This window comes from Arthrobacter sp. 05L417, assembly GCF_056397865.1.
In genome coordinates this window covers 19,652-33,029 of the sequence record NZ_JBFTOG010000049.1, presented here as the reverse complement: position 1 = coordinate 33,029, position 13,378 = coordinate 19,652, and the positions used below count along the sequence as shown (strand labels likewise).

Genomic DNA, 13,378 nt, shown 5'->3' with positions numbered 1-13,378 from the left:
AAGCCTCCATGGCCGAGCTCAAAGCCATGAACACCACGACGACCGAACCAGTAAAAGAAGGGATTTTGCTCCCCGAACTCACTGCAGCATAATCAGATCACTGACCCGCACGGTGTCGAGAAAACTCCACCACTCAGCGGGACGCAACCCCGGGACCGGACAGGTTCCCTCACACATGGAAAGTTTGCGGAATACCCCAAGCCCTGTCGGATCGTTTTAGGGAGAAGTTTCGGCCACCCGAACCGCTCCGACGTTACGTTGGATGCCTGTCATGGGCTTCTGGGTCGGGAGGAAGCGGCGCGTTGGAGAAAGGCGTTGCTTTCGTTTGACCTAGGTGGGTCGGAATACTTCCAGTTCGCAGCATGGCGTGTTGGCCGAGGTGCGGAGGCGGGAGCGCCGGGCCGTGGCACCAACGATTTTGGTCGAGCGACTTCTGATGGTCACGCAAATATCGCTGAAGAGGTCGAACTTGCGGACCCCGGTCTATCGATGGGGGAGTACCTGCACCGAACGGGCCGGCTGAGGCGCGTTGAGGAGGGGAACTTCGAAGTCTGCACCGGTGCCAGGTTCCTGACCTTCCTTTTCCGCGGCCGGCTTCAAGGGCGTAAGACCCGCTACCAGCAGGCCCGGGATGATGCCTTGACGACGCCGGCCGGATCACCAGTCGACAACGCAGTCGAGGAACCTGCCGCAAGCCCGATTGAACAATTCATGCAGAAGCTGACCGAACCAGGACGAACGATTGTTAGCGCTGCCTCTGGCAACGACATTCTGCTGACCGTCGATGAGCTGACATCTCTAGTCGACCTCTGGATTCGCCATTTTTGGGCTGGAACTACCTTTCGACACTCGGAATTGGATGCACGAGGACAGTGCGGAAGAGCGCCTCACTTCGGGTGGGAAAGTTACGTGGATGTGGCCGACCGTTTCCGACCTGTAAAGACCGGAGGACCGAAAGGCCCCGGCTGTAGGGTCGCAGGTTCTCCTGAATGTGAGTGATGACCATGGCAGCCTTGAAGGAGAATCCATTTCGTGACGTGGGGAATTCAAGTCCTTATCCGCTGTTGCTGGCACTCGGACCTGACGGGAGGCGACGTTGGTGGTTCCTGGACGGTCCAGTCCGCGACCTCGACCCGACCGGTTTCCGCCCGTGCCGCCGCAGCAACGCGTACAAGTTCCGCCGCAACTATGAGGGCAGCTACCCGTTTGGTGGCGATCATCGGATGATCATGTTCGAGTCGTTGACGGAGCTCGTTTGCCTCATGGAGCTGGACCACGAGGGCAACGTGGACGGGATCGCTGCGCAGCCGTTTGGAATCGTGTTCTCGGGCGGAACGCTCCACTATCCTGACTTTGCCGTAAGGCTGCGGGACGGGAGCACAGTGATCGTCGACGTCAAGCCTGAAGAGTTTGCCACGAAAAAAGAGTTCGTGCACGCCGCGGTCTTGACGGAGGAGGCCTGTAAGACCCAGGGGTGGGGGTACCGCGTGATGCACGGCTTCCGGGGGTGGCAAGCGGCGAACCTGGAGTGGATGTGCGCGTTCCGTTACAAGGAGTATGTCCCTGACCGGGCCATGGCTCGGGACGTTATTGCATTCTTGGCTGTGCCGCACACGATGGAGGAAGCCGCGCGCGTGCTGGATCCGCGGATAGAACTGGGGGTCGGCTATGCCCTGCTGTCAAACATGTTGTTCCACCGGCAGGTCGTCCCTGCCGAGCCCGGGCCCTTCTACTCCGGACTCATGGTCATTGCGGGGGTAGGGGGCGGGCAATGAAGACTCTTCGCCTCGGAGACAGTGTGAACTACATGGGGCGTCAGTGGGAGATCACTGCCATATGCGGATCTTTCCTTGGCCTCGTGGACCTCGACGGCGGGGAGCGCCTGACTGTTTCTTTTGCCAAGCTCGCCCAGCCGGATCTCGGGGAGACGAATGAGGCCGGCGTGGGTCGCGTCCGGAGCAGACCATCCAACGCGGCGACGGCGGAGTCGGGGAGAGCCATAGTTCAGCGGTCTGCTGGGCGTGGATAGTAGTGGCCAGCGGGCCGAAGGCCGCCCCGCTTGTCCGGCGGATTCCTCCGTTTCGTACCGATTACAGTGGCCTAGCAGGTGAGGAAATGATAAGGAACGTATTCCAGGCCGGAGACACGGTGACCTACCTAAAGCGGCAGTGGGAGATCACGCACTTTGGCGTCTCCCTGCTGGGCCTGTTGGACGTTGACACCGGAGAACACGTGACTGCGTCGGTTGCCAGAGTGGCCGAGGAGAATCCCGCGGAGGACCGGCTCGTGCGGCGGATAGCCCAACTGAACACCGCCGAGTCCGAAGCAGCCCGCACGGGGAAGACCGCCGAGCGTCAAGCGGAGCTCTTAAAGGATGTCGATCGTAGGCAGGCAGATATCGAGGAGGTCGCGCTTGGCCGGGCTTATGGCGCCAGTGATTACCGGGAAGGTTATGGACCGGGCTCTTCACAGTGGTCCAGAGCCGGACTCAAGGAAGCCGAGCTCAGAGCCCTTGGCGAGCAATTGAAGGACCGCGATCCTGAGTTCGCGAAGAAGCTGGCCATGTCCCGTTCGGCTTTATTCCGCCTCGCGACAGCCTACCTGCAGGACGGCCCGGCATCCCTGCTTGACGGCCGGAGAACCCGCAATTACCGGGTCACGGACAATGTCGCGCCCGAAGTGTTGGAGACCTGTGCGACGGTCAACCGAGAGCGTGTCCATGCCCCCCGGGTGACCAGGGACCAGCGGGTGGCCATAGTCAAGATGCGCATCGAAGAGAACTATCCAAAACGGACGTTCAGCGTTCCGGGAGACCGCAGGCTTCGCCGGATTCTGAAGGAGCTCTCCAAGGGCATGTACCTGGACGGCGACGCCGGAAACGCCGACTCGGCCGCGAATGTTCCCGACAGGGTCTTCCGGACGCGACCGGCGCTGCTGCCGGGCTCGGAGATGCAGGTCGATTCCACACTGTTCGACATCTTGCTGATCTTCCCGGACGGCTCGGAAAGACGACCTGATGCCGCCATGATGAGTGACAGGGCGACCCACTGTGTCGCTGCGTTCGCTCTCGCCAAGAAGATCTGTGGGGCGGATCTGGCGTTCATGATCGCCCAGTCGATGACGCCCCGCCCGCGTTTTGATGTGCCGCTGGAACTGAAGAATCTCTGGGAGATGAAGCGCAGGGACCTGCCCTGGATCGAGATGTTTGACCCGGCGGAACGGGAGCGATTCGATGCGATGGTTCCGTTGTTCCGGCCCAGGCTGATCATGACCGACAACGCGAGGGATTACCGGTCCCGGACGGTCGACGGGGCCGGGCGGATGATCGGCTTCACCATCGTCAGATCGGCGCCCTACACCCCGACCGACAAGGCTATAGCCGAGAACTTGTTCGGGACGATCAAGAAGAAGTTTTTGGCGAAACTGCCCGGGTTCACCGGCGGTTCGGTGTCGAGCAGGGGCAAACGAAAGTGGAAGAGAAGCGAGCTTCTCACGTTGTGGGAGTTCTCGTGGCTGCTGGACCGGTGGCTCGTGCACGGCTGGCACAACACCCCGACTGAAGGTCTGCGCGACCCGCGTCTGGGCGGCGGCCCGCTGCTCAGCCCGATCGCCGAGTACGAAGCCATGTCTCCCTACGTCGGGTTCATCCCAAAACCCCTGAGCAGGAACGACCGCATTGGGCTTCTGCCGATGCTTTCCCGCACCATCCAGAACGACGGCATCCAGATCGAATACCGGATGTACGACGCCCCGGAATTGGGCGTGCTCCGGAGGCGGACGTCCGGCACAACACTGGACGGACAGTGGGAAGTTCATTTCATGCCTGCAGACCCCCGAATGGTATGGGTCTATGACCCCGATACCGGAAACTACATCGATTGCGAATGGAAGGAAGACCGGCTGGACATTCCATTCAATAGCGAAATTCGCACGTTGGCCCTCCAAATCCTCGATGACGGTCGCGTGGATCCGGCGTTCACCTCCTCTGAGACGACCATGAGCTTCATCGAAGTGGCCCTGCAGGAGCTGAGGCGCCAGCGCAAGAAGCAGGCCGAAATGGACACCGAACGTGAGATCCAGGGCCTGCAGCGGGGGATCCATCCGAATATTGACACCGTCCTAGGTCCGGAGGGGTATGTGTCTGAGACCCCTGACGAAGGAAACGACGAGTCCGACGATGAAGATGACCTGGAAGGATTCGAGGGTGTGAACGGGGCGAGCAGGTGATCGAATACCCTCTTCGCGTGCGCAGCGGCCGGGACCTTAAGTATCACAAGGGCTTCATCGAGGAGCTGCTGGACCTGGGAACCGGGATGCATATGGTGAGCACCGCGGAGTATCGGGCCATGGGGCCGCAGGAGCGCAGCACCTACAACGACACCCGCCGCAAGGTTGTCACCAGGGGCATCATGGTCAGGAACGACTCCTACCTGAACGTGCAAGCCGTGGTTGTCCGGGTCATGCGGGAACACCAATATGCCAGTGGCGGCGGACACGGGGTCCTCGTGTCCGCAGACTCCTACACGGGCAAGACGACCGTGGCTCGCATCCTCATGCTGGACTTACTGACGCAACGCCTTCGTGACGATCCCGACTGCGTACATCGTGGTGAGGTCCCTGTGGCCTACGTGAACCTTCCCTCAACGGGAACACCGCTTGGACTTTACCGGATGCTCGCCGAGTTCTACGGCCTTCCGATCGGAAAGCGCGAGACCGAGGCAACGCTGGAGCACATGGTCCAGCACGCCGTCAATCGGTGCCGCACCGAGCTGCTTGTCATCGACGACGTTCACAACCTCAAATACGGCGGCGCGCACTCGCGGAAGGTCAGCGCAGCCATCCGGCGGCTAGGAGATGACATCGATTGTCCCATCCTCCTGGCCGGCATCGCGCTTGAAAAAACCAATCTGCTTATCGACCGGGAAGGAGCTCAAATCTACGAGCGCTACCGGTCAGCCGAGATGGCCTCGTATGAGACGAGGCGCTCGGTAGCGTGGCGAAAACTTGTCAAGGGCCTCATTGATGAGTTACCCCTCTTTGGCGACAATCAACCGGGCCGGATTGCTTTGGCAGCTGAGCTTTTTGATCTCGCCAAAGGACGCATCGGCAATCTGAACTCAATCCTTAGCCGCGTAACTCTCGACCTCATCGACGCAGACGACCCGGAAAGGGAAGTCATCACCAGTGGCCTGGCACAACGCAAAGCCGCAGAGATCACCGAAGAGAACCGCTTCAAGGACGCAACCCGCGAGGAGGCCGGTCGCCGTCGCGCTGATCGGAAGGAGCGCCATGCGGCCTGACCAGGCCGGCCGGCTGCCCCTCCTATTGGTGCCAGAACCGGTCCCGGGGGAAACTGTCCCCAGTTACGCTTCTCGAATTGACGCAGCCACTGCCGCCCCTGCAGGCCACCTCTGGCGTCTTGCCGTGGCGAAATACCTACAGGGCGAAGGCCTCCCGACTGGCGGCCATGTCGATAACGATGTCGCTGAGCAGGCAGTCCTCGTGCTTTGCCGCGAATTGGCAGGAAGCCGGGCCGACCAGCTTGCCTTACTCGGACGCCCGATGAGAACTGCATGGCATGCATGCCTCTTTTGCACAGCAGGAGAGGTCATCGCAATTCACCCCGAAGCCGCACAACTTGTGTGTCCCCTTCACCAGACGTGGACCGGACCGACGATGGGCAAGTCCCGCCAGCTGTTTTGGGTAATGACGCAGCCCGCGCCAACACACTCCCAACCTGTCGATGGTGAGATCGCCAAGGCGGCCGCGAGGATACTCCTAAGTGGCGCAAACCCCCTTATCGTCAACGAAGCTTTTCGACGGGCGGCATCCGCGGTCGGGCACAAATCGGACGGCATGATTGTGCCGGGATACCTGCCCACAGCGGCAGCGATCCTCGAAACAGTCACGAACGCTGAGGCCGTTCGTGCTGTTTGCGACGCGCACCGGCCGTACGGCTCCGCCTACGACGTCGTCGCCCACAGGATGGAGCAGGCTTCCAATCCGTCCGCAGACGCCGGAACCGACCAAGCATGGCTGATGCTCAGATGGACGGCGGCGGCGGCCCGGTATCGCTGGGAAGGGGAGTTGAACGCAGAAGAGCCGTTACCCCTCGTCGATCCTATCCAACCCGAATCCCGCACCAGAGGCCCGCTTCAACCTTTCCGTAGCTATTTGGACTGCGTTCGCACAAGCGGGCGAAGAGACGACCAGTGGTGGGATGACCGCTACCGTCAGATAGAACCAGGTCCTCTCTACATGTGCCCGGAGGGACACGTGCAGCGACGGCGCCCGCACAAGGACCACTGGCATGGCCTATATCAGTCCTCTTGCTCGATCTGCTCAGGTCGAACAATCATCCCGGGATACAACTCCCTCGCCGACAAGATGCCTTGGCTTGTCGACGAGTGGGACCGCGAAGCAGGTCCAGGGCCGTCGCCATGGACGGTGGGTCCGGGCAGCGGCCAGATGGGACACTGGGTATGCCCGCAGAACCACCATTATGACGCGATTTTTTCCAACCGCGCCCGGCTTGGAAGCGGCTGCCCTCACTGCGGGTTTCGGAAGCTACTCCCAGGTACTAACGACCTCGCCAGCACACACCCGCGGCTTGCATTGCTTTGGGACCCGGATGCCGGCAACGAGAAGTCACCTAGGGAGCTCAGCCCCGGCAACTCGAGGGACCGGATAGTCTGGCGCTGCCCCCGGGGGCACCCGTTTGTGCGGACACCGGCAAGTCTCGTCGCCTCTGGGGGACGCTGCCAGATTTGCCGGGGCTACATTCTGCTGCCAGGTATCAACGATCTCGCTACACTGCGCCCTGACGTCGCAACACAGTGGAACTACGACCGAAACGGAACACTTAGACCGGACCAGGTGAAGCCAGGCTCAACGAAGGTGGTCTGGTGGGTATGCCCAAATGGCCACGAGTTCCCGGCGAGCGTGATCTCCCGCTGCAAATATCCCATACTCACGTGCCGTGTTGAAACAGGAAGAATTTTGGTCCCCGGCGTCTCCGATCTTGCTACAAGAGAGCCGCGGCTGGTCCGTGACTGGGATTACGACCTCAACGAACGCCAGCCTGATGAAATGGTACCGGGGAACGCTAAACATTATTGGACCTGCCCCGCCGGCCACACCCAATACGTCACGGTATCGAACCGACGCCGGGCGGGTGGATGCACCAGATGCCCGCCGGGTATGAGGGCCATACCTAAGACGATGAAGAACCACCTGCGGGCGTGGGACGGTGAGTAGGAAGGAGGATGCAGTGCTTGATCGCGTTTCGGTATTGGAAGGTCCATCTGTGGTGGCGTAATACTCGGTCCGCTCCTTCGACCGAGTACTACGCGGTGAGTGGACTTTCGGGGGCGAGCGTCTGCGCCAATGGCGAATCGTCTTAGGTCTAAGTCACGAAACGGCAGCGGAGAGGGCCAACGTCTCCATGCTTCCATTGCGTGGCATTGAGCGCGGAGATCCCGGGCGTCCGGCTGGGGAGCTTCCTTGCCCTGGCCGAGGCACTAAACTTCACTGACCGGCTCGCAGAAGGAACGGATCCCCTCACACTGATCTGGGACGGCTACGCGTCCAACTGCTTAGCGGTAAGCGTGCCCAACGAAGCAAGTCAGTCGCAAGGAGGTCTGGCTACAGCCCCTCACCCGTCGCGCTTGGCCGAGGCAGGCTCGATTCCAGTCCGAACTGATTGAGGATTGCCGACGCTACCTCCCAGGCGGCTGTGGCTAGCACACCCTGTTATTCCGGATGAGGGACCGTCACGGAGGCTAGCTGGGTGAGGCGAATCCTTCTGCTCCAGTCTGGCTCACCGGTGACCCCGTTCGGGTTTCGCCAGACAGGGGAGAATTTTCTGTCTGTTGCGGTCGGTCCGACCATGCGTGCCCTGATTTCAACAGCGCTGTTATTCATAAGGAAGGTGCTGAGCGCCCCGACTAGCCCGACGAAGTCGGCCGCCGCGGCATCGACAGCGTTGGCTGCGAAGTAGATACCGTCGGGCTTGGAAGCCTCAGCCAGCTTCCAGGACAGGTCCACGGCCAAAGCACAGGAGCCGTCGAAGTGCTGTTCCAGGTAAACCGGCCGGAGGCTATTTTGGTCTGCGGTGCTTTGGAAATTGCTCATCACCCACCGCCTGTACCCGCACCTTGGATTGTTTCCCGCCGACTCTAAGGACCTGAGCACTTCGACCGACGGATTGAGCGTATTCTGAATAGTCAGGCCGGATCTAAGGGCTGCGGTCGCCAGATCTGTTGCCTTATGCCTGTCCATAATGGGCTGGCCACGGAGTTTTCGGGCGGGCGCCGCGGCCATCACCAGCCACGCGCGCGCTTGATCTTCCCTAAAGCACTGATCTGTGACGAACTCTAGCATCTCCTCAAGTCTGTTCGAGAAGCCTTCGTGGCGTCCGAAACGTTCCCGGTAGGCGTGAGCAACCTGGTGTTCCTCCATCCACATCGTGTCGGAGCCGATCCTCTCGGGAATCACAGCCGTACGCTGATTCTTCTCTTTTTCGGCCGTTCCATAGATGAAGTGCGGAGCCACCTCGCTGGCGGGAACGTCGACTATGAGAAGTAGTCTTTCACCGTCCGACTCTTTAAGCTCGTAAAACGTCACCCCGTCAACATAAGGTCGCACCCGGTTGTTCAACTGTTGAGTTAGAGATCTGATATTTGCCGGAGCCACAGCCCGCTCTTCGACGCCAACAAGCTCGCCGTCGTCGGTTATTCCGTATACGAGTAGGCCACCGGCGGTGTTGGCCATGGCCACCACATCCTTGACGAATTCGCTCCATTCGCCGGCGCCCGGTTTAGAAGGCAGCTGGCGTTTCCAGTCGAGGTTCTCGGCCTCTTCCAGACCTCCCTCTGCGGCTTCACATACCTGTTCAAAGGTGAGTGGCCCCGGCGCGATGCCGAGATGTTGATGGATGCGGGTAAAAGGGGTGGCCATGCTCTGATCCTGTCCGTAGAGGGAACGGTGAATTCGTGCCGGTGCAACCGTTGAAGTTGTGGAGGCTGGGTCGCACGCAGCGGATTCAGCGTCGACGACCAAGTTTTGCGGTCCACCCTAGTCTTTACCGCATTCTGCAGATGCGTCCGAACGAGGTCTTCGAGTCGAGGTTTGCCCTTTAAGGACGAGGACCATAAATATGTCCAGGGAGTCGTTCTGAGTCCGAAATATCCTCTAGTCGTATGAGTGCCTCGCCGCGGAGGACCTTGGTCATGCGGTCGTAGCCCGGGCGATCGGGCCGGTTCCGGCCATGGACGCTGCGGTCCGACGCGTAGAACCCCACTGCGAATCCCAAATTGGGCCACTATTCCCCTGACAAGGCATAATTCACAATCTCCCTTGCACGTCCTTTTGGGCATCAACAGGGCAACCTAAGACTCGGAGCAAATGAGCCCAGACGACGCCCTCAAGTACCCGAACAATTGCATGAAGATCGTCGGCGTCGTATCCGCGGTTTCCATGCGCCAGGTCATTGCGTATTGTTCGCAAGGCGCCCAACAGACCTGGATCTTTTGGACAACTATCCCGGACCATCCTGACAACTGGGGTCTGCTCAAGTTGAGGCCTGACATCAATCGGGACGCTTTCAAGCACAGCCTTCAGTCTTTCGTCGAGACCTGAGATTGGCTGCTTCATCAAAAAAGACTTTAAGAACTTGATGGATTTCTGACAGAGGACGCCAGAGCCCTCCACAAGGACCTCGTCGCGCAATTTCTGATGCCTTTCAACTCGTCCAGCCCATTCAGCCTCATTTTCGGCTCCGTGGAGTCCTTCGATGGCTTGTATAAGTACCAGAAACCGCGAACGAGGGTGTTGAAGTGGTGCGAACATCATGGATCCGTAAGACTCCAGCAGAGGATGATGATGACTGTCGAGTTCTTGCCAGCGTCGGAGAAGGCCCAAGAGTGAGAGCCCCGTCGTCGAGAGGCGGAAAGCGACTTTCGTTTTTCTAACATCATCTCCGCGTGACGAGTACGGCATTTGGTGGATCGCTGTGCCGTAGACCTGGAATCCGGACTTGGGCTCGTCTGCAGGTTGCCCTCCAGCGACCCCGACTGCGAGGTAGGTTATTTTCCCCTGCCGCCCGGTTGATAATGCAACGATTCGCCGAAGCGGTTCAATCCAGTCGGTGAAAACTGACACGAAAGCAAGCGGTGCGGTGAACCGGATGAGTACTACTGGGCTGAAGGCTACGCGAAAGAAGTAGGGTTCGGGGGCCGACATCGAGTTGTGGAAGCGAAGCTCAACCTCGGCCTCGGCATCTTCCCAAGTGCTGGTACTCTCGGGGTTTCCGACTGCGCCGTACGACCAATCCAAATACCGCGTTTCATTCATGACAGCGGTGGGTAACTGGAAAGTCTTCAGCGGCCCTTCCGAACTAACCGCATCCAGTCCTTCCACTTGAACCTCAACATCGGTCAACAAGGGGGCGTCATCGGGTATGGGATGCGTGCCGATTAGCGCGGCGCGCGAATGAATCACTGCCCTTTCGGGGAACCAAATTTCTACAACCGATTCAACAAGCACGATGTGCAGTCCGTTGATCAGCCGACCACGGATAGCGTCGTGCTCGTAGCGCTGGGGAAACGACATTCCAGCCTGCCCCACCTCCTTCCCTTCCGCCACGATTGGAACATCGCCATATACGTTTGCGAGGGGCTGAGCATCGGCTGTCAGCTCAATGTCCCCCTGCCGGTAAGGTCACCTCAATTCAACCCCAGACGGCAGTAGAAGCTGTAATCCCGCCAGCGTCGCAAAGGACGGATCCGGTTGGCCCTTCAAAGCAGTTGGCAGTGGCCTGATGTACTCGTCCGGCTGGAACATTGGCATCGCCGGGGCGCGCACCCTTCGTGGCCCCGTTTCACTGAATGGCGTCCCTGATTCGGGAGGTGGGTCTAGAATCTTCTTCGCCGCTTTGTGCAGCAAGGGCGAGCGGTTCAGCGCAGCCGACCATAGCGCTATCGGGTCAAGGCCTGCTTCAACTAGAGGCCACAGCGAAACTTCGTGGAATCTCACAGAGCAGGATACGCTGATTCATCACCTTGCAAGGAGCGTTGCCCGCACTTCAGCCAATGCGGCGTGATAAACGGGGTAGGTCCGCCAGATGGGAATCCTGCTGACAGGATCCTCTTTCCTCTCATTGACGAAAGTGCCTGCGGCAGAATTGTGACCAACGCCTGAAAGCGGCGCGAATTCGAAGAGCTTGAACTGCCTGACTGTGACATCGATGAAGAACAGTGTCGCGGGGCCACTTCGCAATTCAAGCCAAGTGTGGCCTGCAGGCCCCAACCACGATCTCGGGATGACCTCCGGTGAGGCCGCACCATTCACATATGTCCAGTCGCCCAGGTCGCGGTCAAGCAGGACGTGGCCTATGACGAAGGATGCGAGGTCGCAGGAATTGCGGGGAAAGTCCTTCAGCCATAGCGACGTGGAAGCCTGACAGACTTTCAGGGCCGCCAGGGATTCGTCAACTGCCCGATCGATGTGGGCGACATCAAATGCGGTCACATTTCGCATTGTATTTTAGAGTTTCCGCATGAGCGAAATGTTGACCGTGGGCGGTCTCGAAGTGAAGACAAGCAAAGCCGAGAAGTGGATGGCTCGGTACGTGCAGACCAATTCGGGTCGATGGTCCTACCCGGCATACGACGGCTATCCGGGCAGCCCCTCGCGGCTACTCGGGGAGCAGGACTTGCTGGCCACTTCGCTCCTGAACGCTCATCAGAAGCCGATTACCTCTTACTACACCTTGCACAAGCTTTTGCCCGAGTTGAATAGACGACTAGAAAAACTCGGGACTTCGCACTCTCTCATTGGGGCCGACAAGAAAACAATTGCTGCGATAGCAAACCTCTTCGGGGTGCTTGACACCGTTGAGACTCCGCAGGTGGGGCTAACCAAGCTTTCCAAAGTCTTGCATCGAAAGCGCCCCGGACTCATTCCCCTTTACGACAAGAACATCAAGCGCGTCTACTTCGAAGCGGGCACGCCGACCAGAGTGTCCTTTGTCCCGGGAAGAAGCTGGGAAGGCTATGCAAAAGTATGGATCGAAGCCGTCCAGGAGGACCTTACAACTCAAATCGAACAATGGCAGCACCTGGCGAGCCTTGCCACGGCCCCGACAATCCTCCCATTACGGGCTCTTGACATCGTTGCCTGGGGGATGGGGGAGACTCGCAACCCTCCTGCCGAGTTCCACACCTCCGAACAAAACGGCTGATTTCTTCGTAAGAGTTCCGCGAAGGTTACCATGGCCGGTCCCAGGGGTAGCCGAGGCGATGAATGTCGCGGGACGGCCGTCAGGGGTCTGGATGTCGATTCCGAGTGCCTGAACAGCGCGGATCAGGTCTTAGGATTCCAGATGGAACTCGACCCTGCAGCGCATGAACCTGATGTTCTGGGCGATTGAGAGCGCGCGGCGGATCTTCTTGTCGTCCTCCTGGGCGATGATCAGACCCTCGACACTCTGGCCCTGTTCAAGCAAGACGTCCTGGACGAAGCCCATGTATCGCTGAGTCTGTCCGACTACGACGTCGCTCGCGCGTCCGCGCTTCAGCTCGATGACGAGCAGCCGGGTCCGGTCCTTGCTGGTAGAGAGGATGTCGAGCGGACCGGTGTCGGTCGGGAACTGCTGGCCCCCGATGCCGTCAACTTCGTATATGTCGTACTCCCGGCCCAGAGGGGTGTTGCGCCAGTTGTGCACCAGGAAGTCTTCGAGCTGCTTTTCCATTTGGAACGCGAGCTGTTCTTCAACCTCGGATTCGAGCGCCTCAACGGTGGGCTGGGATGAGTCGGCCCGGTTGGTCAGCTGGGCGAGTTCGACCTTGTGGGCGGCCAGCTGGAACACCGTCATCTGAGACCTCGTTGACGAGGCGAGAGCGGGGCTCATGTCATCGCGGCTGAAGGATCCCTGCCAGTCGACGCGGCGACGGTGGGGCAGGTCTGTCCCCGGGAGGTATTCGTAGCCGCCGCTGACCCTGCCGTACTCGTAGGCCCGGCCCGGCTTTGGAGCCAGGACTATGTCGCCCTCGGCGATGGCCTCGCAGGCCGCGTGCAGATTGCCCATGCAGAGTGAGGCTGTACTTCGCGGCATACCCGGATTGATCTCCTGGTAGATGCTGGTCATCGTCGCACGGAAAGCTTCAGGCCCGGCGCCGAGCTGTGCCCTGATGTCGTATATGCCGACGAATTCAACACCTACGTACCCGGCCTCGATCATTTCCGCTGCGTTGATGCCGCCGGCGCCCTGACGGACGACCCAGTATTCAGTCACTTTTCGCCAAGCCGACAGGTCTGCCGGAGGCCCGTCTAGTCATTAGCCTTTGTATTTACAGCACAGATGCGGCTCCGATGGGCA

The 13,378-nt window shown here is 59.8% G+C and carries 10 protein-coding genes; 6 read left to right on the top strand and 4 right to left on the bottom strand.

The window, feature by feature from the left end; translation table 11 throughout:
• Nucleotides 1–1,037 precede the first annotated feature (1,037 nt).
• The 5 genes from AC1DJW_RS24080 (at nt 1,038) to AC1DJW_RS24060 (ending at nt 7,257) form a co-directional block, all read left to right on the top strand.
• A complete protein-coding gene (locus tag AC1DJW_RS24080) occupies nt 1,038–1,775 on the top strand; it encodes a TnsA-like heteromeric transposase endonuclease subunit (protein WP_476902715.1) in 738 nt (245 codons plus the stop codon).
• Nucleotides 1,772–2,029 (top strand): hypothetical protein, encoded by a 258-nt coding sequence (locus tag AC1DJW_RS24075; RefSeq protein WP_441429375.1) that lies wholly within the window; start codon nt 1,772–1,774, stop codon nt 2,027–2,029. The genes AC1DJW_RS24080 and AC1DJW_RS24075 overlap by 4 nt, the downstream gene beginning before the upstream one ends.
• An 86-nt stretch (nt 2,030–2,115) precedes the next feature.
• Entirely contained in the window at nt 2,116–4,227 is a 2,112-nt protein-coding gene (locus AC1DJW_RS24070; RefSeq protein WP_476902714.1) for a Mu transposase C-terminal domain-containing protein, read from the top strand.
• Between the two features lie 17 nt (nt 4,228–4,244).
• Nucleotides 4,245–5,300 (top strand): TniB family NTP-binding protein, encoded by a 1,056-nt coding sequence (locus AC1DJW_RS24065; RefSeq protein ID WP_476902713.1) that lies wholly within the window; start codon nt 4,245–4,247, stop codon nt 5,298–5,300.
• Complete coding sequence (locus AC1DJW_RS24060) at nt 5,290–7,257, top strand: zinc-ribbon domain-containing protein (protein ID WP_441429372.1); 1,968 nt, start codon at nt 5,290–5,292, stop codon at nt 7,255–7,257. The genes AC1DJW_RS24065 and AC1DJW_RS24060 overlap by 11 nt, the downstream gene beginning before the upstream one ends.
• Nucleotides 7,258–7,752: 495 nt before the next feature.
• Here the strand turns inward: AC1DJW_RS24060 and AC1DJW_RS24055 are convergent, their stop codons facing one another.
• The 3 genes from AC1DJW_RS24055 to AC1DJW_RS24045 form a co-directional block, all read right to left on the bottom strand.
• Nucleotides 7,753–8,958 (bottom strand): AlbA family DNA-binding domain-containing protein, encoded by a 1,206-nt coding sequence (locus tag AC1DJW_RS24055; RefSeq protein WP_441429371.1) that lies wholly within the window; start codon nt 8,956–8,958, stop codon nt 7,753–7,755.
• A 387-nt stretch (nt 8,959–9,345) separates the two neighbouring features.
• On the bottom strand, nt 9,346–10,644 hold the full coding sequence (locus tag AC1DJW_RS24050; RefSeq protein WP_441429370.1) for a HEPN domain-containing protein: 1,299 nt from the start codon (nt 10,642–10,644) through the stop codon (nt 9,346–9,348).
• 411 nt (nt 10,645–11,055) lie between these two features.
• Nucleotides 11,056–11,529, bottom strand: a complete 474-nt coding sequence (locus tag AC1DJW_RS24045; protein ID WP_441429369.1) for a hypothetical protein — start codon at nt 11,527–11,529, stop codon at nt 11,056–11,058.
• A gap of 28 nt (nt 11,530–11,557) precedes the next feature.
• Between AC1DJW_RS24045 and AC1DJW_RS24040 the strand changes: the two genes are divergently transcribed.
• Nucleotides 11,558–12,241 carry a DUF6308 family protein gene (locus AC1DJW_RS24040; protein ID WP_441429368.1) on the top strand — a complete coding sequence of 228 codons (684 nt, stop codon included), beginning with the start codon at nt 11,558–11,560 and terminating at the stop codon, nt 12,239–12,241.
• Between the two features lie 129 nt (nt 12,242–12,370).
• Here AC1DJW_RS24040 and AC1DJW_RS24035 read toward each other — a convergent pair whose 3' ends face one another.
• Nucleotides 12,371–13,294, bottom strand: a complete 924-nt coding sequence (locus AC1DJW_RS24035; RefSeq protein WP_441429367.1) for an endonuclease NucS domain-containing protein — start codon at nt 13,292–13,294, stop codon at nt 12,371–12,373.
• Between the last annotated feature and the right edge of the window lie 84 nt (nt 13,295–13,378).

Bases quoted from the DNA above. Each gene is read 5' to 3' on its own strand.
- AC1DJW_RS24075 (WP_441429375.1), top strand. From the start codon at position 1,772: ATGAAGACTCTTCGCCTCGGAGACAGTGTGAACTACATGGGGCGTCAG.
- AC1DJW_RS24040 (WP_441429368.1), top strand. From the start codon at position 11,558: ATGAGCGAAATGTTGACCGTGGGCGGTCTCGAAGTGAAGACAAGCAAA.
- AC1DJW_RS24055 (WP_441429371.1), bottom strand. From the start codon at position 8,958: ATGGCCACCCCTTTTACCCGCATCCATCAACATCTCGGCATCGCGCCG.
- AC1DJW_RS24070 (WP_476902714.1), top strand. From the start codon at position 2,116: ATGATAAGGAACGTATTCCAGGCCGGAGACACGGTGACCTACCTAAAG.
- AC1DJW_RS24060 (WP_441429372.1), top strand. From the start codon at position 5,290: ATGCGGCCTGACCAGGCCGGCCGGCTGCCCCTCCTATTGGTGCCAGAA.